Genomic DNA, 20,982 nt, shown 5'->3' with positions numbered 1-20,982 from the left:
ATGGGGGCAGCATCATGGTCGATGGCCTGGCGCATTGCGCGCCGTGAATTGCGCGGTGGTATTGCCGGGTTTCGTATCTTCATCCTGTGTCTGATGATCGGTGTCGCGGCGATTGCGGCGGTACGCTCGGTCTCCAATGCGGTTCTGGACGGGCTGGAAAATGACGGTCGGGCCATTCTCGGTGGTGATGTGGTGCTGCGCACGATCTATCAGCCGGTAACCCCGGAACAGCAGGCATTTCTGGAAACGCTGGGCAGGCTCTCCACCGGCATCGACATTCGGGCGATGGCGCGGATACCGGGTGCCACCGGTCTCGGCGCGCAATCGGCAACGCTGGTCGAGCTGAAATCCGTGGACGGGCAATATCCGCTCTATGGTGCCGTGGAACTGACCAATGGCGCGGATTTCAGCGCTTCTGTAGACCGACAGTCCGACAATAATTGGGGCGCGGTGGTAGAAGAGGGCGTGCTCATTCGCCTTGGCCTTGATGTTGGCGATCAGATCGAACTCGGCGACCGGCAGTTTACGGTCACTGGCATCATCGATCGGGAGCCGGACCGGGCGGCAGGCGGTACCTTTACCCTCGGCCCACGGGTGCTGATCTCGCTTGATGCCATGATGGCATCCGGTCTCGTACAGGCCGGCAGCCTGACCTATCACCATTATCGGCTGCTGTTGAAGGATGGCGAGACCCCGGCCTCGGCCCGCCGCGCGATTGCCGAGGCGTTTCCCGATGCCGGGTGGCGGGTTCGTGATTTCCGCAATGCCTCGCCCGGTCTGCGTGATTTCATCATCCGGCTGACCATGTTCCTGACCCTGACCGGGCTGACTGCACTGCTCGTCGGCGGTGTCGGTGTCGGCAATGCGGTCAAGGGCTATCTTGATGGTAAATCCCGCACCATAGCAATGCTGAAATGCGTCGGTGCGCCCGGTTCACTGATCTTCCGCGCCTATCTGCTGCAGGTACTGGTGCTGGCCAGTATCGGTGTGGCGCTGGGTGTGATTATCGGTGGTACGGTGCCGCTGCTGGTGGGCACGCTGCTGGAAGACATTCTGCCGATCCGTATTGCCATCGGGCTTGATATTCCCGGCCTGCTGCTGGCGGCCCTGTTCGGGTATCTGGTCGCCTTGACCTTCACCGTCTGGCCGCTTGGCTATGCCCGTGATGTGCCAGCGGTGGCGATTTTCCGCGAAATGTATCAGGACAACCGGCAGGAACCGCGCCGCATCTATGTGCTGGCCACCGCCGCGCTGGCGCTGCTGCTCGGTGGTATCGCCATTCTGACCGCCGATCACCGGATATTCGCACTGGCCTTTGTCGCCGGGGCGGTGCTGGTGCTGGTTGCGTTCAACAGCGCCGGTGGTCTGATCATTCGTGCGGCCAAGGCCGTTGGGCGACCACGGTTGCCGACCATGCGTCTGGCGCTGACCAATCTGCACCGACCGGGCAGCCCGGCACCGACCGTGGTGCTGTCGCTTGGCCTCGGCCTGACGGTGCTGGTGACGGTGGCGCTGATCGAGGGCAATTTTGCCCGCGCGGTCAATGATCGAATCCCGGACAGTGCACCGACCTTCTTTTTCATTGATATTCAGCCCGATCAGCTCGACCCGTTCCGTCAGCAGGTCGAGGCGGAGGAGGGTGTGACCGATTTCCGGGCCACGCCGATGATGCGCGGGCGGATCATGCAGGTGAACGGCGTTGAAGCGCGCAAGGCCGTGGTCAATCCCGATGAGGCATGGGTGCTGAACGGTGATCGCGGCGTCACCTATACCGCCGAGCCGGTCAATCAGGGTGAGACCATCGCCGGTGACTGGTGGCCGTCTGACTACATGGCCAATCGCGACGGCCCACCGCTGGTATCGGTCGAGGAGAGTATTGCCGAGGCGTTCGGTATCGGACCGGGTGACGAGATCACGGTCAGCATTCTGGGCCGCAATGTGACCGCAGAGATCGCCCATGTGCGTGAGGTCAACTGGGGCACGGTGCAGATGAACTTCACCCTGATCTATGCGCCCGGCCTGCTTGAGGGCGCACCGCAGACATGGCTCGCGACGCTCAAGGCACCACCCGCGGCGGAAGCGAATATCCAGCGCAGCATACCGGCACAATTCCCGAATATTTCCCTGATCCGGGTCGCCGATGCCATCGATACGGTGAATACGGTGCTGGGCAATATCGCCACTGCTGTCCGGGCTACCGCCGCCGTGACGCTGGTTGCGGGTACCATGGTGCTGGCCGGTGCCATCGCCGCCGGGCATCGCCGCCGAATTTATGATGCCGTGGTGCTCAAGGTGCTGGGGGCGACCCGCTGGACCGTGCTGCGGGCATTCCTGATCGAATACGGGTTGCTGGGTGTTTCAACGGCGCTGATTGCCGGTGTTGTCGGCACAATCACTGCCTATCTGGTGCTGACCCAGATGATGGGTATGGACTGGTTTTTCCTGCCGATGGCGGTGGTGAATACGGTGCTGATTGCCGGGCTGATCACCATCGGTCTCGGCTTTGTCGGTACCTGGCACGCGCTGGGCCAGAAACCGGCCCCGCTGCTCCGCAATGACTGATGCTGGCGGCTGATCAACTTTATTTGATGACGGGTCTGCCGAAATCGGTCGCAAATAGTCCGATTTTGGTTGAACCGGCGACCATGTTTGCCCATTTTCATAACCACGATGATGGGATTAGCCCGGTTATCGAAAGGGGTGGGCTGAAATCTGCCCCGTAAACAGTTTCAATTTTCGAGGAGGTGTCTCGATGTCGACCGGTTGGTCCAACGAGAATCAATCCGCAGTTTTCGGTCAGGGCGCGACAGGTGTCAGCTTTGACGAGGGTCTGCGCAAGCACATGCTGCGTGTTTACAACATGGTCGGTGGCGGTATCGCTGTTGCCGGCCTTGCCGCACTCGCCACTGTCATGACGCCGCTTGGCGCCATGCTGTACGGCACGGGCCTGAACTTTGTCGTCGCCTTTGCGCCGCTTGTCATGCTGTTCTTTATCAACTTCCGTATGCACAAGATGTCGCTCGGCGGTCTGCATGCCTTCTACTGGGCATTTACGGCAGTGATGGGTGTCTCCCTGGCTTATGTGTTCATGCTCTATACGGGTGAGAGTCTCGCACGGGTGTTCTTCATCACCGCGGCAACCTTCGCCGGTGCATCACTCTATGGCTACACGACCCGGAAGAATCTCGCTTCCATGGGTGGCTTCCTGATCATGGGCGTTATCGGCCTGATCATCGCCAGCCTGGTGAACATCTTCCTGCAGTCATCAGCCCTGCAGTTTGCGATCAGCATCATCGGTGTTATCGCCTTTACCGGCCTTGCCGCCTATGACACCCAGAACCAGAAGCAGATGTATCTGGCAGTTGGTGGTGGTGAAATGGCCCAGCGCCTCGGCATCATGGGTGCGCTCAGCCTGTTCATCAACTTCGTCAACCTGTTCCAGTTCATGCTGATGCTGATGGGTAACCGCGAATAATTCACTGGCCACAGCCAGAAAACAAAAGCCCGGTGGAGCGATCCAGCCGGGCTTTTTGCTGTCTGCAGAATGATATTCGGGTGGTCAGTTGCCTACCCGCTCGAGGATCGGGATTGACCGCAGGGCAAAGATCACCTGATCCGCCTCGTTCTGGATAGTCGTACCCATAGCTGGATCCAACGGTATAGGATCATCGGCGGCTATGCCCTCACGCCCGGTCTTCTCCAGCTTTGCACACATTTCCATCAGCCGTGGTGCGCCGAATGATCCGGCAAGGCTCTTGAGCGCATGGGCTTCCTCGTTCAGGGATTTGTGGTTATTGGCGACAAGGGCGGCGGCAATGCGGGTGGTACGTTCGCGCGCTTCTACCTCGAAGCTGTCGACCAATTCGCCGATGATGTCATCACCAACACTCTGGCGCATGTCATCGAGTACCTTCATGTCAATCGCGCTGTCATCCTCGTCGCTTGCCATCAGTTTTTTCCCTTTTGTCTCTTGCGGTCCCGATGTGCCGCCGAGTTCAGCGGTTTTCTGGTCATCGGCAGCCATGGTCATCTTGATAATCTCGACCAGCGCCCCATCCTCGGCATTGCGGTCAATGCTGGCGGTCAGACGGGCGACGGTATCGGCATCGGGCAGATGTTCCGGGTCGATCATGCCGATCCGGATAATCTGGTCCGAAGTGGTGCGTTGTTGTACCCGCTCCAGCAGGATCGCTCCCTCGACCGCCGGATGGGTCAGGTCGGGCAGCAGGATATTCACTACCTCATGATTGAGCACTTCCAGCGCGCCCTTGGCATCCGCCGCACAGATCGCGCGATGGCCCTGCCGTTCCATGAGCTGTGCGAGCTGGTTCTGCCGGGACAGGCTGTCATCGACGATCAGGATGGTGGTCCGGGTCAGGGTTCTGGTGGCGGTACCGGTACTGCCGCGACGACCGCTGGTATCCCGGCGCAGGGGTATTTTCTCGCCATGCAATACGGCCTGCACTTCCGATTGCCGGAATGGCATCGGCAGGACATCGGCAAAGCCACCGGCGAGATAGCGTTCACGATCCTGTCGGACCGGTGCCCGTTCAATCAGGATCGGTCCGCGGTGACGGGTATTGGCATTGAGCATCTCCCGTGGCACCCGTGGTGGCTCGCGACCGAACAGGGCGCTGTCGATCAGGATTTCGGAGAAGCCATCGACATCATCGGGCAGGCTGGTCAGATCGGGGGCGATATCCACCGATGCGCCACCGCTGATCAGTTGCTGACGCAGGCTGTCGCGCACCAGTGACGGTTCGGCAATCAGCAGGATCGGACGCGATGGCGGTTTTTCCGGCGGGGTCTGGTTACTGCCGCGCTGGGCCAGTTGCAGCCGTGCGGTAAACCAGAAGCTTGAGCCGCGATTGAGTTGGCTGTCGACACCGATCCGACCACCGAGCAGGTCGGTCAGGCGGCGGCAGATCGACAGGCCAAGCCCGGTGCCACCATGTTTGCGGCTGAGGCTGCCACTGCCCTGATAGAAATCGCCGAATAACGCTTCCTGCCCCTCATCGGAGATACCGATACCGGTATCGGCAACCACAAAGCGCAGATGGATACCGTCGCGGCTGTCGCCTTCCTCACGCACGCTGATGCGGATTGATCCGGTGCTGGTGAACTTGATCGCATTGCCGATCAGGTTGAGCAATATCTGGCGCAATCGCCCGGCATCGCCACGCAGATAGCGGGGGATGTCGAACGGAATATCGGCGGCAATCCGCAGGTCGAGGTCATTGACCTTTGCGGTGAACAGATCGATGATGCTCTCGATCTGATCCACCAGATCGAAGTCGCGATTTTCCAGCACCAGCCGTCCGGCCTCCATCTTCGAGACATCGAGAATGTCCTCGATAATGGTCATCAGACCATCGGCGGCTTCCTTGGCAGTATCGGCAAAATCATGCTGTTCATCGGTCAGGTCCGACCCGGACAACAGACCGAGCATGCCGAGGATGGCGTTCATCGGCGTGCGGATTTCGTGACTGATCACGGCGAGAAACTCGGATTTTGCCCGGCTGGCGCGCTCGGCGGTTTCCTTGGCCTTGAGCAACTGGCTCGCCGCCCGCTCCCGCGCCAGGGCGGCAACAATCAGGTCAACCGCGGTGCTCAGGGTCTTTACCTCGATATCGAGCCATTGCCGTGACTGGTCGAGCTGCAGGAAGCCGACAACGCCCCATAAGGGGTCCGGCTGATCCTTGAACGGGCAGATCGGGAACATGCAGAACGACTGAATACCGGCAAATTCCATCAGCTCGCGCAGTTCCTCGTCACTGTCGCTGAGTGACTGGATCGCCGGACGACCGCGGCGCAGATCGGCCATTTGTGCCAGACCGGTGGAGATAGGATCGAAGGCGGAGAGGCGATCCTGAAACAGCAGGTCATCATAGCCCTGAGCGGTCCAGCTCCATTGCTCGGCGACATTGTAGTTGTTCGACAGGAAGTGTGTCTCATCCTGATCGTCATGATGTTCCATATCCGACTGGGTCAGGGCATGGATGAACACATGGCTGACCCCGGCGGCGGTACCGAGCTGTTCGAGAATTGTCGGCAGGTTCTGGCGCCAGCCTTCACCGGCGAGGAACTTTTCCGCTGCGATACCGACGGCACCGAGAATGCCCTCACGTCGCCGCAGGGTATCCTGCACCCGCAGCCTTTCGGTGACATCACGTAGGGCGATAACGCCTGCCATGCCGTCGCGGCTCGGGATCCGTCGGGTCCGGGCCTCGGCCAGAAACGGGCTGCCGCTGGCTTTGAGGCAGGTGATCTCGATAACGCTGCCGGTATCCCGGTCGAGGGTTTCGGTAAACCGGCCCTGATCGATCGTGGCGACCAGCTCTACCGGTGCCCGGCCGATAAGCCGGTCCATGGGCATGCCGAACAATTCGGCGGCGGCCCCATTACACTCTTGGATGATGCCGTCATCATGGAGCAGCAGCCCATCGAGCGAGGCATCGCACAGCACGCGGAAGCGGTTTTCCACGTCCCGCAGGCGGAGCGTTGTGCCTTTCCAGTTGCTGATATCATGGCGCAGGACGATCCGGCCTTGCGCCAGTTTCCGGTCCTCGATCCGCAGCCAGCGGTTCTGGTGGGTCAGCATCAGGTCGAGCGGATCGCCGTCGCCGCTCTCGATGACATTTTCCACCATGCCCCGGGCCATCGCGCCGTCGGCGAAAATTTCCTGGGCAAAGCACTCGGCCCAATAATCATGGTAGCTCTGGCCGGTGGTAAGGGTCAGGACCGCAGGACGATGCAGGTGCCCGAAGGCCGCATTCGCCATCACCAGCCGGTCATCGGGGTCAAAGATGGCAACACCGAAATCCAGCGCATCAAACGCCGTGGCAAGACTGGTATCAACCGATTGCGGGCCGGTGCTGGGCGTTGCTGGCTGGGTCACAGATGGGCTGTTGATTGCTGGTCATTGAAATGAATTGCGGACAGGCAAAATTGCTAAACCATATCCGTTACCGATAGGGTAACAGCATGTGCCTTCAACTGCATCTTTCTAATGCATGTCAGGGCATTGCGGGGAAGCTGTTGTGGCAATATTCCGGGTATCCATATGCTTGTTACATTTACTGATTTTGGCCTCTCGGGTCCGTATCTGGGTCAGGTTCATGCGGTTTTTGCCGCCGAGGCACCGCAGGTACCCGTGATCAACCTGATCAGCGATGCGCCCGCCTTTGATCCATTGGCCTCGGCCTATCTGCTGGCGGCCTATAGTGCCGGGTTTCCCGTGGGCGCGGTATTCTTCTGTGTCATTGATCCGGGCGTTGGCAGTGAGCGCCGACCGATCATGCTCTCAACGGAAAAGCACCATTTCATCGGGCCCGATAACGGCTTGTTCGACATTGTCCTGCGCCGGGCGCTGAAGGCCGATGGCAAGGACAGCTGGCAGCAGCCGAAGGCCTGGGCAATCGACTGGCGCCCGGACAAGCCCATGTCCAACAGCTTCCATGGCCGCGACCTGTTTGCCCCGGTGGCGGCACGCATGGCAATCGGCCTGCGGGTCGATGCCACGCCGATTGATCCGGCAACGATCACTCGCCCGGACTGGCCCGACAGCTTGCCGCAGATCATCTATATCGATCATTACGGCAATGCCCTGACCGGCATTTTCGCAGAGGATATCGCGGAGACGGCGGTACTCGATCTGGGCGGTAAGACGGTGAGCCATGGCCGGGTGTTTTCGGATGTGCCGGTGGGTCAGCCATTCTGGTACATCAACAGCAACGGGCTGGTTGAGATCGCGGTCAATTCCGGTCGGGCGGATCAGGCGCTGGGCCTCGCGATCGGCCATGAGATCACGGTCAGGAATGACTGACCGGGAGCCGGTTGTGCGCTAGCGACGGGCGAAGAACTGGTGCATCTGGTCATTGGCGTCGTGATCATCATTATCGACGCGCAATGCCTTCATGCGGAACGGTGTTGCGGTTTTCAGCTTGAAGAACTTGGCCAGATGCTTGTTGGGAAAGCCCTGCAGCCGTTCATTCATGTCACGGGCATTGTCGTTGTAGTAACGCTCGGCTTGGGCAATATCATCATTGGCGGCTTGTAGGCGCTCCAGCGCTTCACGGTAATTCGGGTTGCCGATCACATCCGGATAGGTCCCGGCGAGGTCGACCAGTGCGCGGAGGCGTTTGCTCAGCTCGTCCTCACGCCTTGCCCGTTCGCGCGGATCATTGATGGCAACTTCCGCCCGGCTTGCCGCCTGTCGCACGGCGGAGGCGAAGTTGCGTACCCAGTCAATCGCCTGATTTTGGCTGCTGGCATGGTTTTCCAGCGCCTGAATCACGGCCGGGATACGATTGCGCCGATTGAGCAGGGTGTTCTCAACTTCGCGCCATGCCTTATCGAGCCGCTCTTTCTGCGCCATCATGCTGGAGCGGATCTGCATCATGTTGATGGCAAACATCAGGAATAGGGCCACCGCACCGAGCACCGGCCAATTGAGCTCAAGCATACCGGTCTCCCGACCGGCAGTGGTCTTCAGTCAAATTGGTTGCGGGTGTCATCATGCTCATGGTGTATCAGTTTATGCTGTTAAATCCGTCGTAATCCAGCGGTTTCGTGCGTTTTCACCCCCCGGATAGGCACGGGCGTTACCTCAATGTCGCAACCATATGGGTGAAGCCCTTCGGGGTATGACCCCACCATGAAATTTAACCTGATGCCGGTCATTTGCACCGATATGAATTGACGCGGGTCGATGATTTCTGCATTCTGAATTCCGAATTCAGAAAACCGCAGGAGGTTGCCTTGCGTGCCCTTGAAACCCGTCCCGATCTTGTCACCGAGGCTTATCAGGCCATGAAGGGTGCGATCATGGCCGGTGATCTGGCGCCGGGCACCTATCTGGCGCAGGAGGATCTGGCCTCGCGCCTCGGGGTCAGTCGGCAACCGGTCAGTCACGCACTCATGCTGCTGCGCCATGACGGTCTGGTGGTGGAGCGCGGGCGCAAGGGCCAGATGGTCGCCCCGATCGATCCCAACGATATTCTGTCGATGTATCAGGCGCGCGGTGCCCTTGATGCGCTGGCGGCGCGGCTTACCGCCGAACGTGCAGCAGAGCATGCCGATGAGTTTGCCGGGATATTTGAGCCGTTGCTGGCCGAGGGGCAGGCGGCAATGGCGAAGGGTGATATAGACCGGCTGCTGGCGGCCGATGTGGCCTTTCACCAGACAATCTATCGGCTGTCTGGCAATTCCCGGATCGAGATTATGACCGAAGCCGCATGGCATCACGTGCAGCGTTCCATGCGCATTGTGCTGGTTGACAGCGAGCGCCGACGGTTTGCCTGGGAAGAGCACGGGCAGATCGTGGACGCTATTCTGAGTGGTGACGAGGAACGTGCCGCGGACGTGGCCGTCAACCACGCCGAGGCGGCGGGTGAGGCCACCTATCGCCGCCTGATGGCAAAAAGGCAGGAAACCCCTGCAGAAATTTCAGGAGCTTAAGGATGTTCTGAACCGGACCGGGTTCGACCATTCTTCTTGCGCGGTGCCTCTGAGACCTCCCAGTTACACAGGCACCGCGCATTTTTTATCTCCGGCACTACAGCTTGGCCGTGATTTCCTTGAGCTGGGCCGGGGTAAGCATCAGGCTCTTGGCACAGCTGTCGAGCATGGCCTTTTCCTTCCTGTCGATTTTCCCGTCCACGGCAATGACCCGGTAAAGTTCCCGGATCATGATTTGCCGCTGAACCGGATTCATCATGGGGCCGATCATCTCGATATGGCTCAGCAGATCGCCACCCTTCAGGGTGCTATGATCGATATCCTGCATGATGCTGGTTTCCCGCACCTTGGCATTGGTGATCTTCGACATGATCTCGGCAATCAGTTTGATTTCCTCGGGATCGATTTTGCCATCGGCCTTGGCGGCACCGATCAGCGTTTGCCGGAGCAGTTCCGGAAAGCTGCTGCCAACCACGGCCCTTACCCTGCGGGAGCGGCGGTTCCGGATCATGATTGAAATGGTGGTGCTGATCAGGACGAATGCCAAAATCGGCCACAGGGAGTAGCCAATAACATACTCGCTGGCCGGGATCGGCGCGGCGGACAGAGGGATCGGCAAGACGCCGATGGTCTGGAGCGCGCTGATCCGTTCGGTACCCAAATCGAAATACCGGTCATCGTCCAGTTCAATGACATAGCCATGATCGGTGAGATAGGCGCCGGCAATGAACCATTTGATACTGATCCGTCGTGCCAGATAGGCATTATCAAGAAACTCCGGCGGCACCATCTGGCGGGCAGCGGCGGGCACCTCGATTTTCTGGATGCGAATAATCTTATCCTCGGTGCCGAACCTGGTGCGTGCTTCTGCCGGTGTCGCAATACACAACAGCAAAATGCAAATCATTATTATCCGCATTAGTGAGCCTGTAATTTGATAATCAATACAATAATATCATCAATTACTTATACAGCCATGCGATGGGTTTAAAAACCCCGATATTCAGGGGGTTTATCAAGGCGGATTTATTCTCAGGCCCATTTATTCATGGCGTAGCGGCGCAAGCGGGTATAGGGGCGACGGCGATGGATCGCCGGGCCGCTGACCGTCGGCAGGTCGAGCAGCGCCGGGCAATGCTGGTCCGGCATATCGCTGTGCCAGGCGTCGCGCAGTTTCTGCAGGCCCGGCGGCAGCTCCGCCAGCGCGTTGCGGATGGTGGCGGGACAGTCGGTGATGATGCCTTGTACCCCGGATGCGACCAGACTGGCGGCGAGCCGCGGATGGTTGATGGTCCAGGCCAGCACCGGCAGACCGGCATCGCGGCAATCGGCCAATTGTGCCGTGGTGATATGGGTACCGTTCAGGTGCAGTGCGGTCAGCTCCAGCCGGTTGGCGAGACGCTGCCAGTCGCGCGGCATCCGGTTGGCGAGCAGGCCGCGGGGATAGGCCGGGGCATCATAGCGGGCGGCAAGCAGTGATTTGGTTGAGAATGATGACAGCAGCGGCGGCAATTCCGCTTTCGGCCAATGGGCCTTGATTGCCTCGGTTACCGCCATGCCGGTCTGGCGCTCGCGACCGGGACAGGGCTTGATCTCGATATTCGGGGTCAGGCCAAGCATGGCACAGCGTTCCAGCGCCTCGCGCAGGCTTGGGACCGGCTCGTTGCGGAAATCCTCATGGAAGCGATACCCGGCATCGAGGCTGCGGATCACCTGATAGTCAGCATCCCTGACCAGTGCCTTGTACCCGGTTGTGCGTTTCAGGTTCACATCATGCATCAGGACCGGGATGCCGTCGCGGGTCAGCTTGACATCGAACTCAACCCAAGTGGCACCCTCGCGCGCGGCCTGATCGATACCGGCAATGGTGTTTTCCGGGGCTTTGCGCATGGCGCCCCGATGGCCGATTACGCGTGGAAGCTGGTACTGCACAGCTCTGTCCTCGCTCTCAGGGGCGTCATGACCATCCGAGTTCTTGGATGGTCCGGATACTGTTCGGTCATAGTGAGACAAACACGGAACGCCATATGCCGAGGAATATGCGGAGCAATGATGACAGTTTTAAGTAAGGGCGTTGACGGAATAATTACAACTGAGCATTTCGGGGCTTTTTATCAGGTTTTGCCGAACTCTTGTGGCCGCAAGGATACGTATTCAACCGCTCTGAAATTCGGCGAGGACCGGTAGCAGGGTCCGGGGCGTGTCGGTGAAAATACCGGCAACACCGCGCTCGAGCAGTGCTCTTGCCTGTTCGGCATCATTGACGGTGAAGGCCATGATGTGACGCCCGCTGGCAAACAGCTTGTCGATCTCATCCGGTGTTTCAATGCCGACATTATAGCTGATGATGGCCAGGTCGAGGCGATCGGCCAGTTCGCGCCAGTTATCCGGCTTGTAACGCAGCACGATCCCGCGTGGCCAGTCAGGACGCTCACGTTGGGCAATTTCCAGCGCCTCGATACTCAGGCTGGAGACAACCGGTGGGGCAGCCTGTTCCGGCCAGTAGCGGATAAGGTCGGCCATCACCGCTTCGGCGGTTTCCCGATCCCGGTCGGGGGCAACCTTGATTTCCACATTGGCGGTCATGCCGAGCCGGTGCACCTCGGCGATTATCTCCTGCAGCGTCGGGATGCGTTCGCCATCGCCCGCATCGAGTTGGCGCAAGGCGGCAAACGGCGTCTTGTCCACCGCGCCCGTACCACTGGTGGTGCGGTCCAGCGTATCATCGTGAATGATGATGGCCTGTGGCGGATGATCGCCGCTGATCGTGGCATCGAACTCAACGATTGTAACACCCTGAGCTGCCGCCTCACGGATGCTGGCGAGCGTATTCTCCGGTGCATGGGCCGCAGCACCGCGATGGCCGATGATAATCGGGGTTTGGAACGGCAGTGCGGCAGGCATGGCGCTATCACCATCGATGGTTCAGTGTGCTTCCTCCTTATACGCTGAAAACACCTCCTTCGCTGCAAAAAGCCCGTTCAGGGCAGCAGGAAAACCGGCATAGACCGCCATCTGCATGATGGTCTCGACAATCTCTTCCCGGCTCAGCCCCATATTTAGGCCGGCATGAATATGCACCTTCAGCTGCGGTGTTGCCGTGCCCATGGCGCAGAGCGCGGCGATGGTGGCGATTTCCCGTTCGCGCAGGCCGAGACCGGGACGGGAATAGATGTCGCCGAAAGGAAACTCGATTAGATAGCGGGCAAAATCGGGGGCAATATCGGCAAGGGCATCAATGACGTTCTGTCCGGCCTTGCCATCAATGTCGGCCAGTGCTTTCTCGCCGCGCTCGTAGCGGCTCATTGACGGGGTCGCGGTCTGTTCGGGTGTTGTCGGGTTGGTCATGATTGCTGTTCTCCTGCAGGGTGGCACGATAATGGGCAATCTTGTGATCGAGGGTGTCGAGGCACTCCTGTATCTCACGCAGCTTGGCACGAACCTCGTCACGGTGGTCTTCCAGCAGTTCGCAGCGTGCTTCGGCAGTCGAGGCACCCTGTTCACGCAGCTCGGCATATCGACACATCTCGCGCAGCGGCATCCCTGTGGCCTTCAGCCGTCCGAGAAATTCGATCCAGACCAGAATGGAGAGGTCATAATGCCGTTGCCCGGACGTATCCCGATAGATACGCGGCAGCAGACCGATACGCTCGTAATACCGCAGCGTATCAGCCGACAGTCCGGTTTTGCGTACATCCTCTCCAATTTTCATCACAAGCAACCCATTGGTTCAGATAACCCAGCCCTACAATCTGGAGTGTACTCCAGGTCAAGCGGTGTTGTGATGATGAACAACAAAAAAGGGGCCAGCGTTGGCTGGCCCCTTTGCTAATTCCTGAACGCGGGTGGCGTTCTTAGGCTTCTTCCATTTCCTGCTCGACTTCCTCACCGGTCTCCTGATCGATGTTTTTCATCGACAGGCGGACCTTGCCGCGGTCGTCGAAGCCGAGGCACTTGACCTTGACTTCCTGACCTTCGGACAGGACATCGGTGACTTTACCGATGCGGTGATTGGCGATTTCCGAGATATGCACGAGGCCATCGCGGCTGCCGAGGAAGTTGACGAAAGCACCGAAGTCCATGATCTTGACGACCTTGCCGGTGTAGATCACGCCAACTTCAGGATCGGCAGCGATGCCCTTGATCCAGTCGATCGCGCGCTTGGCGGCTTCGTTGTCGGTAGCGGCAACCTTGACGGTACCATCATCATCGAGGTCGATCTTACAACCGGTGGTCTCGACGATCTCGCGGATAACCTTACCGCCGGAACCGATGACTTCACGGATCTTCTCAGGCTTGATCTTGAAGCTGGTGATGCGTGGGGCAAACTCGTTGACCTCTTCGCGGGCACCTTCAATGGCTTTCGCCATCTCGCCGAGAATGTGGACGCGACCGTCCTTGGCCTGATCCAGTGCGATTTCCATGATCTCTTTGGTGATCGAGGTGATCTTGATGTCCATCTGCAGCGCGGTGATACCTTTTTTGGTACCCGCAACCTTGAAGTCCATATCACCGAGGTGATCCTCGTCACCCAGAATGTCTGACAGAACGGCGAACTTGTCGTCTTCCTTGATCAGACCCATGGCGATACCGGCAACCGGGCTTGGCAGTGGAACCGCCGCATCCATGAGTGCCAGAGAGGTACCGCAAACGGTTGCCATGGAGGATGAACCGTTTGATTCAGTGACCTCGGAAACAACACGCATGGTGTATGGGAAATCTTCCTTGGTTGGCAGCATTGGCTTGATCGCGCGCCATGCCAGCTTGCCGTGACCGATTTCACGACGGCCCGGAGAACCCATGCGACCGGCTTCACCGACAGAGTATGGCGGGAAGTTGTAGTGCAGCATGAAGTTTTCGCGGTATTCGCCTTCGAGAGCATCGATGATCTGCTCATCCTGACCGGTACCGAGAGTGGAGACGACCAGAGCCTGGGTCTCGCCGCGGGTGAACAGGGCAGAGCCGTGCGCACGTGGCAGGATACCGACTTCGGCAACGATCGGGCGGACGGTTTTGGTGTCGCGACCGTCGATCCGCTGACCGGTTTCGAGGATGTCACCACGAACGATGCTGGCTTCGAGCTTCTTGAAGCTCTCGGCAACCATCTGTGGTTCGATCGCATCGTCTTCGGCGTAGAGAGCGAATGCCTTTTCCTTGGCTTCGCCGACTTTTGCCTGACGCTCGACCTTGTCCTTGATCTTGTAGGCAGCTTTCAGATCGTCGCCAACGGCAGCGGAGAGCTTTTCCTTGACGGCTTTTGCGTCATAGGCGGGCTCTGGCAGATCACGAGGCTCTTTCGCGCAGGCTTCAGCCAGCTCGATGATTGCGTCGATGACCGGCTGGAAACCTTCCCAACCGAACATGACCGCACCGAGCATGGTGGCTTCGTCAAGCTCATTGGCCTGAGACTCAACCATCAGCACGCCTTCTTTGGTGCCGGCAACAACGAGGTCGAGAGCGCTCTCTTCCAGCTGTTGTGAGGTCGGGTTCAGAACGTATTCGCCGTTGATGTAACCAACACGGGCAGCGCCGAGCGGGCCCATGAATGGCAGACCGGAAAGGGTCAGGGCAGCAGAAGCGCCGACCATGGAGACTACATCGGGATCGTTCTCGAGATCGTGGGCCAGAACGGTTGCGACCACCTGGGTCTCGTTCTTGTAGCCATCAACGAAGAGTGGGCGGATCGGACGGTCGATCAGACGGGAAACGAGGGTTTCTTTTTCTGATGGACGACCTTCACGCTTGAAGAAACCGCCGGGGATCTTACCGGCAGCGAATGCTTTTTCCTGATAATTCACGGTCAGTGGAAAGAAGTCCTGACCTGGCTTTGGTGACTGTGCGCCAACAGCGGTGCACAGGGCCGTGGTATCGCCATAGGACACCATGGCGGCGCCGTCGGCCTGACGGGCAACCTTGCCCGATTCAATGACGAGCTTGCGCCCGCCCCAATCCAATTCCTTGCGGAAAACACTGAACATTTATGTTCCATCCTTAAACGTACTGCGACCAACGTCACCGGATCAGACCCTTGTCTGATCCACCGCGGTGTTAACGAACAAAAGCGGCTTGCAACCCCAAATACTGTCGGTCATGTGATGGCCCGGCTGTAACCGAACCGTTTGTATCAGCGGCTGACCCTGTCAGACGCCGAGCGGATCGACCCTTTCGATCCTCGGACAAACCGGCCTTTGGGCGGCCGGTCTTGCAAATTCCGGTCAGACCATCGCGGTCATGTTCGGAAAGTGAAGCCGTAGAAACTGTAATTTTGTTGGACCCCTTGGCCGTCATTCCTGCGCAGGCAGGAATCTCGTCGCTTTCGGTAGCCGGATTCCAGCTTTCGCTGGAATGACAATCGTGGATCACATGCGAAAACGGCGATCGGGCAGGAGCCACGATCGCCGGGATCGATACTGGATCATCGGTCACGTTGCTGATCATCTGGCCCGCCATTCCGAAAATCGCAGACAGTGGTGGTGTGGCCATCACGTCTCTGCGCTGGATGTGGGCTGGGGTCATATGCAACGGAACCCGGATGTTGTTAGCGACGGAGGCCGAGACGCTTGATCAGTTCTGCGTAACGGTCCTTGTCTTTCTTCTGAAGGTAATCAAGAAGACTGCGACGACGGCCAACCATGCCAAGCAGGCCACGGCGGCTGTGGGTGTCTTTCTTGTTGGTCTTCAGGTGTTCGGTCAGGTTGGTGATGCGTTCGCTGAGAACGGCGACCTGAACTTCCGGTGAACCGGTGTCGTTCGCACCCTGGCCATATTCCTTGATAAGCTCGCTTTTACGCGCTTGGGTAATCGACATCGTGGTACTCCTTCTTGGTTACTGGACCGCCCGACTTTTCATCTGTGGCACGGCCCTGCTGATATTAAAGATTGAGAACACGCAAAGGCCGGATTTCCGGACCTTCCAAACAGACCAGGGCAACCGGTTTGCCATCCGCCATAGTCAGGATCGCGTCATCCTCCTCGCATGCATTGATGCTGTCGAGACGGTGACGATCCTGACGTGACAGGAATTTTACCGATTGGCCAAGGCGCAGTTTCTGTGCCTCTGCGGTGGTCAAGGTCAGGGCCGGGATGTCGTCCAGCGCTGCTTCGACCGGTAGCAATAATTGCTCCCGCGCGTGCGTTATAGCGGAGTTCTCGATTTCGTCCAATGGAATCGCGTCATCTTCGTCAAAACAACCGGCTGCTATGCGTCTGAGTTGGGCGATATGGCCGACGGTTCCGACCGCTTTTGCCAGATCGCGGGCCAGAGAGCGCATATAGGTACCGGCACCGCAGCTGACCGCGAAGCGTGCATGGTCGTTGTCCACGGGACCAAGATAGGTGAACTCGAAGATATCGACTTCGCGCACGGGAATTTCCACGTCCTCACCATCACGGGCAAGGTCATAAGCACGTTCGCCGTCGATCTTGATTGCCGAGTATTTTGGCGGGATCTGTTTGATCAGGCCAATGAACTGCGGCAGGGCGGCGTCAATGTCATCATCGCTCGGGCGGTGATCGCTGGTTTCGATGATCTCACCCTCGGCATCATCGGTCGCGGTTGCCTGACCCCAGCGCACGGTGAATTCATAGGCCTTGTCGCCATGCAGGGCGTAATTCACGGTCTTGGTGGCCTCACCGAGGGCAATCGGCAGCACGCCGGTCGCCAACGGGTCGAGGGTGCCGCCATGCCCGGCCTTCTGGGCATTCAGGTGTCGCCGCACGCGGTTGACCACGGTGGTCGAGCTGATGCCCGATGGTTTGTCGACGATCATCCAGCCGTGAACCGGATCGCCCTTGCGCCGTCTGCCCATGGGTCAGGCATCCTCATCATCGTCAAAATCGTCATCTTCCGGCAACTGGAAGCGACCGCCATCGCTATTGGCGCGGTTCAGCAGCTCGCCGATCCGGTCGACCTCATCGAAGGTGTCATCGAGGTAGAATTTCAGGTTGGGGGTATATTTCAGCGCCAGCGCCCGACCGATCTGGCCGCGGAAATAGGGTGCGGCCTTGTTGAGGGCGTTGATCACATCATGCACGGACCCGCCTTCGACCGGTGACTTGCCACCGAGTGGCATGACATAGGCGGAGGCGTTTTTCAGATCAGGGCTTGCCTGAACCTCGGTCACGGTGATGCTGGCGTCCCGCAAATTCGGGTCGCGCATATCACCTTCCTGAAGTATCTGGGCGAGCGCATGGCGAATTTCCTCACCCACGCGCAATTGCCGCTGGCTGCGGCCGACTGTTTGCCGACCGACCGTTGATCGGGATGTTGATGACCCTTTGGCCATGATCTGTCTCTCACATCAAAATTTGACCGTCATTCCTGCGTAAGCAGGAATCCTGATCCTTGTCTCGCTAACTTTTGACCCCGGTCACGAAAAATACGTCTCGTATAAATCGCGCCATTCGGGGTTGTCGGTCTCAATCAGCTGTATTTTCCAATCGCGCTTCCACGCCTTGACCTGCTTTTCCCGTGTGATTGCTGCTTCGGCGGTTGCGTGTTCCTCGGCATAAACAAGGTTTTTCACATTATATCTGGCGGTAAACCCTGCAATTTCACCGGTTTTATGCTGGTGAATGCGCTGTGCCAGATCGGATGTCATGCCCGTATAGATGACGCCATTCGGTTTGCTTGCCAGAAGATATACCCAAAAGCGCTTCATCTGTTATGCCAGCTCTGCCCACCAAGATCCCAGCTTTCGCTGGGATGACGTGTGATGGGTGATGTTGGTTTTACAGTTCGCGGGCGATTTCTTCGACCTGGAAGCATTCGATCACATCGCCTGCCTTGACGTCGTCGTAGTTCTCGAACGCCATACCGCATTCAAAGCCGCTCTTGACCTCTTTGACTTCATCCTTGAAGCGCTTGAGGGTTTTCAGGCTGCCTTCATGGATAACGACGCTGTCACGCAGCAGGCGCACTTTGGCACCCCGGCGGACCTCGCCTTCGGTGACATAGCAACCGGCGACCTTGCCGACCTTGGTGATGTTGAACACCTCGCGGATTTCCGCGTTGCCAAGGAAGGTTTCGCGCAGGGTCGGTGCCAGCAGACCGCTGAGCAGACCGCGTACATCGTCGATCAGGTTATAGATGATCGAGTAGTAGCGAATGTCCACATTATCGCGGCGGGCCATCTCACGCGCCTGAGCATTGGCCCGGACGTTGAAGCCGACCAGCATCGCACCGGTTGAACCGGCAAGGGTCACATCGCTCTCGTTAATCGCACCAACACCGGAGTGCAGGACGCGGAGATTGACCTCGTCACTGTCCTCGGCGAGCTTGGTAAGCGAGGTGGCAATCGCCTCAACCGAACCATGCACATCGCCCTTGATGACCACGGCGAGCTCTTTCTGCTCACCGGCTGCAATGGCGCTGAACATCTGTTCGAGCGAACCGCGACCGGCTGCGAGGGTCTGTGCCTCACGCATCTTGCGCTGGCGGAATTCGGCAATCTCGCGAGCCTTGGACTCGTTTTCGACCACGGCGAATTCGTCACCGGCATTGGGCGCACCCTGCAGGCCGAGGATTTCGACCGGCACGGCCGGGCCTGCCTCTTTGACGTTCTGACCGCGATCATTGACCAGTGCACGCACCCGGCCCCATTCGGCACCGGCAACAAAGATGTCACCGGTTTTGAGCGTACCGCCCTGAACCAGAACGGTGGCAACCGGACCACGACCCTTGTCGAGCTTGGCTTCAATGACCGTACCATTGGCAACCCGGTTCGGGTTGGAACGGAGTTCGAGGATTTCCGCCTGCAGCAGGATGGCTTCCTCAAGCTTGTCTAGGTTCAGGCCTTTCTTGGCCGAAACTTCCACATCGAGGACATCACCGCCGAGGCTTTCCACGATCAGCTCATGGGACAGCAGTTCCTGACGCACCTTGTCCGGGTTGGCTTCAGGCAGGTCGATCTTGTTGATTGCCACGATCATCGGGACACCTGCCGCTTTCGCGTGGTTCAGGGCCTCAACGGTCTGGGGCATGATGCCGTCATTGGCGGCAACCACCAGAATGACCAGATCGGTAACATTGGCACCGCGGGCACGCATTTCGGTAAAGGCGGCGTGGCCCGGGGTATCGATGAAGCTGATCTTGCTGCCATCCTCGAGGGTCACCTGATAGGCACCGATATGCTGGGTGATGCCACCGGCCTCACCGGCGACAACGTCGGTTTTGCGCAGTGCATCGAGCAGTGAGGTCTTGCCGTGGTCAACATGGCCCATGACGGTTACGACCGGCGCGCGTGGCACCAGATCGCCTTCATCATCCTGGGTTTGTGTAGTCATCAGGCCAAGTTCGACATCGCTGTCGGACACACGGACCATACGGTGACCGAACTCATCCACGATCAGCTCGGCGGTTTCCGCGTCGATGGTCTGGTTGATGGTCGCCATGACGCCCATTTTCATGAGTGCCTTGATAACGTCACCGCCGCGCTCGGCCATACGGTTGGCCAGTTCCTGAACCGTGATGGCATCAGGCACTTTGACGTCGCGGGTAAATTTAACGCTTTCCTGCGGCTGCATCGACTTCATGCGCTCGCGCTCGCGGGCACGGCGCTGGGCGGCGAGGGACGGGAAGCGTCCGCCATCATCATCATTGAGCGCCTGGGTAACCGTCAGCTTGCCGGTACGACGACGGTCGCCACCGATGCTGCGACGGGTGCTTGGCGCAGGTTTGTTGGCACCGCCACCGGGACCGCCTTTGCCGCGTTTCTTGCCGCGGCTCTCGATCTCGTCATCCATTGCATCGGCACCGCGGCGGGCACCGATATCAGATGGGGCAGCGCCTTCCTTGCGGGGTGCAGCAGAAGATTTCGCACGGGCGGCCTCTTCGGCCTGACGCTTGGCGGTTTCTTCGGCCAGACGGGCATCTTCAGCCGCTTTCTGTTCGGCGGCCTCGGCCTCGATCTTTTTCAGCTCTTCCAGCTCACGCTGGCGCAGGGCCTCGGCCTTGCTCAGTGGCGTTTCTTCCGGTTCCGCCTCGACTGCTTCGGCATCAGCCTTCTGTTTTGGCTTTGGCCGTGGTGGCGGGGCCGGCAGATCGCTGGTCGAACGGTTGGCGGCATCCTGCAGGGCGCGGATGCGGGCATCGCGCTCGCTGTCAGTCAGATTGCGCAGGCTGGCGGTATCGATCTTGTCCTCGACAGCTTTCGCTTCCAGGGTTGGTTCAGGCGTCTTGGCAGCTGGCTCGGGCGCATCCTGCTTGGCTTCGACAGCCGGTTCAGGCGTGAGGGTCCGCTTGCGGCGCACTTCAACCTGCACACCCTTGGATCGGCCCTGGGCAAATCCCTGGCGTACCGGTGCAGCACCTTCATTGGGGCGTTTGATTTCAAGCTTGCCGCGACCGCCCAGACTCAGGGTCTTGGGCTTTTTGGTTTCGGTTTTACTCGTATCGGTGGTCTTGGTTTCAGTCATTACAATCCGCGTATTTCTGCCAAATAATGGCAATCAACTGATGGCTTAAAACAAGGTGATAAATCAGCAAATCCACCGAAGCCCGCAGCCATCTTTCCCTGCTTGACC

The 20,982-nt window shown here is 58.9% G+C and carries 17 protein-coding genes; 4 read left to right on the top strand and 13 right to left on the bottom strand.

Annotation, left to right across the window (positions count from 1 at the left end; all coding sequences use genetic code 11):
• Both CBB62_01460 and CBB62_01455 read left to right on the top strand, forming a co-directional pair.
• Positions 1 to 2,562, top strand: a complete 2,562-nt coding sequence (locus CBB62_01460; GenBank protein OUT42580.1) for a glycosyl transferase family 1 — start codon at positions 1 to 3, stop codon at positions 2,560 to 2,562.
• A 190-nt stretch (positions 2,563 to 2,752) separates the two neighbouring features.
• On the top strand, positions 2,753 to 3,475 hold the full coding sequence (locus CBB62_01455; protein ID OUT41060.1) for a hypothetical protein: 723 nt from the start codon (positions 2,753 to 2,755) through the stop codon (positions 3,473 to 3,475).
• Positions 3,476 to 3,559: 84 nt separating this feature from the next.
• On the opposite strand, the gene CBB62_01450 is transcribed toward CBB62_01455, so the two are convergent.
• Positions 3,560 to 6,898, bottom strand: a complete 3,339-nt coding sequence (locus tag CBB62_01450; protein OUT41059.1) for a hypothetical protein — start codon at positions 6,896 to 6,898, stop codon at positions 3,560 to 3,562.
• 165 nt (positions 6,899 to 7,063) lie between these two features.
• Between CBB62_01450 and CBB62_01445 the strand changes: the two genes are divergently transcribed.
• Complete coding sequence (locus CBB62_01445; GenBank protein OUT41058.1) at positions 7,064 to 7,825, top strand: hypothetical protein; 762 nt, start codon at positions 7,064 to 7,066, stop codon at positions 7,823 to 7,825.
• An 18-nt stretch (positions 7,826 to 7,843) separates the two neighbouring features.
• Here CBB62_01445 and CBB62_01440 read toward each other — a convergent pair whose 3' ends face one another.
• On the bottom strand, positions 7,844 to 8,464 hold the full coding sequence (locus CBB62_01440) for a hypothetical protein (protein OUT41057.1): 621 nt from the start codon (positions 8,462 to 8,464) through the stop codon (positions 7,844 to 7,846).
• A 233-nt stretch (positions 8,465 to 8,697) separates the two neighbouring features.
• Between CBB62_01440 and CBB62_01435 the strand changes: the two genes are divergently transcribed.
• On the top strand, positions 8,698 to 9,459 hold the full coding sequence (locus CBB62_01435; protein OUT41056.1) for a hypothetical protein: 762 nt from the start codon (positions 8,698 to 8,700) through the stop codon (positions 9,457 to 9,459).
• Between the two features lie 97 nt (positions 9,460 to 9,556).
• On the opposite strand, the gene CBB62_01430 is transcribed toward CBB62_01435, so the two are convergent.
• The 11 genes from CBB62_01430 to CBB62_01380 form a co-directional block, all read right to left on the bottom strand.
• Positions 9,557 to 10,378: a hypothetical protein gene (locus CBB62_01430; protein OUT41055.1), complete on the bottom strand. Its 822-nt coding sequence runs from the start codon at positions 10,376 to 10,378 to the stop codon at positions 9,557 to 9,559.
• Between the two features lie 113 nt (positions 10,379 to 10,491).
• Positions 10,492 to 11,349 carry a hypothetical protein gene (locus CBB62_01425; GenBank protein ID OUT41054.1) on the bottom strand — a complete coding sequence of 286 codons (858 nt, stop codon included), beginning with the start codon at positions 11,347 to 11,349 and terminating at the stop codon, positions 10,492 to 10,494.
• 264 nt (positions 11,350 to 11,613) lie between these two features.
• Positions 11,614 to 12,363 (bottom strand): hypothetical protein, encoded by a 750-nt coding sequence (locus CBB62_01420; protein ID OUT41053.1) that lies wholly within the window; start codon positions 12,361 to 12,363, stop codon positions 11,614 to 11,616.
• 21 nt (positions 12,364 to 12,384) lie between these two features.
• Positions 12,385 to 12,807: a 4-carboxymuconolactone decarboxylase gene (locus CBB62_01415; protein OUT41052.1), complete on the bottom strand. Its 423-nt coding sequence runs from the start codon at positions 12,805 to 12,807 to the stop codon at positions 12,385 to 12,387.
• Positions 12,722 to 13,171 carry a MerR family transcriptional regulator gene (locus tag CBB62_01410; GenBank protein OUT41051.1) on the bottom strand — a complete coding sequence of 150 codons (450 nt, stop codon included), beginning with the start codon at positions 13,169 to 13,171 and terminating at the stop codon, positions 12,722 to 12,724. The genes CBB62_01415 and CBB62_01410 overlap by 86 nt, the downstream gene beginning before the upstream one ends.
• Positions 13,172 to 13,313: 142 nt before the next feature.
• Positions 13,314 to 15,437 (bottom strand): polyribonucleotide nucleotidyltransferase, encoded by a 2,124-nt coding sequence (locus tag CBB62_01405; GenBank protein OUT41050.1) that lies wholly within the window; start codon positions 15,435 to 15,437, stop codon positions 13,314 to 13,316.
• A gap of 560 nt (positions 15,438 to 15,997) precedes the next feature.
• Positions 15,998 to 16,267 (bottom strand): 30S ribosomal protein S15, encoded by a 270-nt coding sequence (locus CBB62_01400; GenBank protein OUT41049.1) that lies wholly within the window; start codon positions 16,265 to 16,267, stop codon positions 15,998 to 16,000.
• A gap of 64 nt (positions 16,268 to 16,331) precedes the next feature.
• The gene (locus tag CBB62_01395; protein OUT41048.1) at positions 16,332 to 17,267 is read right to left on the bottom strand and encodes a tRNA pseudouridine(55) synthase TruB; all 936 of its coding nucleotides are present in this window, start codon (positions 17,265 to 17,267) and stop codon (positions 16,332 to 16,334) included.
• A 3-nt stretch (positions 17,268 to 17,270) separates the two neighbouring features.
• On the bottom strand, positions 17,271 to 17,744 hold the full coding sequence (locus CBB62_01390) for a ribosome-binding factor A (GenBank protein ID OUT41047.1): 474 nt from the start codon (positions 17,742 to 17,744) through the stop codon (positions 17,271 to 17,273).
• A gap of 84 nt (positions 17,745 to 17,828) precedes the next feature.
• A complete protein-coding gene (locus CBB62_01385; GenBank protein OUT41046.1) occupies positions 17,829 to 18,119 on the bottom strand; it encodes a hypothetical protein in 291 nt (96 codons plus the stop codon).
• A gap of 70 nt (positions 18,120 to 18,189) precedes the next feature.
• Positions 18,190 to 20,874 carry a translation initiation factor IF-2 gene (locus tag CBB62_01380; protein ID OUT41045.1) on the bottom strand — a complete coding sequence of 895 codons (2,685 nt, stop codon included), beginning with the start codon at positions 20,872 to 20,874 and terminating at the stop codon, positions 18,190 to 18,192.
• Between the last annotated feature and the right edge of the window lie 108 nt (positions 20,875 to 20,982).

This window comes from Micavibrio sp. TMED2 (genome assembly GCA_002168225.1).
Lineage (GTDB): Bacteria > Pseudomonadota > Alphaproteobacteria > TMED2 > TMED2 > TMED2.
This window is presented reverse-complemented; position numbering and strand designations above follow the sequence as displayed.

Bases quoted from the DNA above. Each gene is read 5' to 3' on its own strand.
- CBB62_01455 (OUT41060.1), top strand. From the start codon at position 2,753: ATGTCGACCGGTTGGTCCAACGAGAATCAATCCGCAGTTTTCGGTCAG.
- CBB62_01395 (OUT41048.1), bottom strand. From the start codon at position 17,267: ATGGGCAGACGGCGCAAGGGCGATCCGGTTCACGGCTGGATGATCGTC.
- CBB62_01440 (OUT41057.1), bottom strand. From the start codon at position 8,464: ATGCTTGAGCTCAATTGGCCGGTGCTCGGTGCGGTGGCCCTATTCCTG.
- CBB62_01405 (OUT41050.1), bottom strand. From the start codon at position 15,437: ATGTTCAGTGTTTTCCGCAAGGAATTGGATTGGGGCGGGCGCAAGCTC.
- CBB62_01445 (OUT41058.1), top strand. From the start codon at position 7,064: ATGCTTGTTACATTTACTGATTTTGGCCTCTCGGGTCCGTATCTGGGT.
- CBB62_01415 (OUT41052.1), bottom strand. From the start codon at position 12,807: ATGACCAACCCGACAACACCCGAACAGACCGCGACCCCGTCAATGAGC.
- CBB62_01390 (OUT41047.1), bottom strand. From the start codon at position 17,744: ATGGCCAAAGGGTCATCAACATCCCGATCAACGGTCGGTCGGCAAACA.
- CBB62_01410 (OUT41051.1), bottom strand. From the start codon at position 13,171: ATGAAAATTGGAGAGGATGTACGCAAAACCGGACTGTCGGCTGATACG.
- CBB62_01430 (OUT41055.1), bottom strand. From the start codon at position 10,378: ATGCGGATAATAATGATTTGCATTTTGCTGTTGTGTATTGCGACACCG.
- CBB62_01420 (OUT41053.1), bottom strand. From the start codon at position 12,363: ATGCCTGCCGCACTGCCGTTCCAAACCCCGATTATCATCGGCCATCGC.
- CBB62_01425 (OUT41054.1), bottom strand. From the start codon at position 11,349: ATGCGCAAAGCCCCGGAAAACACCATTGCCGGTATCGATCAGGCCGCG.
- CBB62_01400 (OUT41049.1), bottom strand. From the start codon at position 16,267: ATGTCGATTACCCAAGCGCGTAAAAGCGAGCTTATCAAGGAATATGGC.
- CBB62_01385 (OUT41046.1), bottom strand. From the start codon at position 18,119: ATGAAGCGCTTTTGGGTATATCTTCTGGCAAGCAAACCGAATGGCGTC.
- CBB62_01460 (OUT42580.1), top strand. From the start codon at position 1: ATGGGGGCAGCATCATGGTCGATGGCCTGGCGCATTGCGCGCCGTGAA.
- CBB62_01380 (OUT41045.1), bottom strand. From the start codon at position 20,874: ATGACTGAAACCAAGACCACCGATACGAGTAAAACCGAAACCAAAAAG.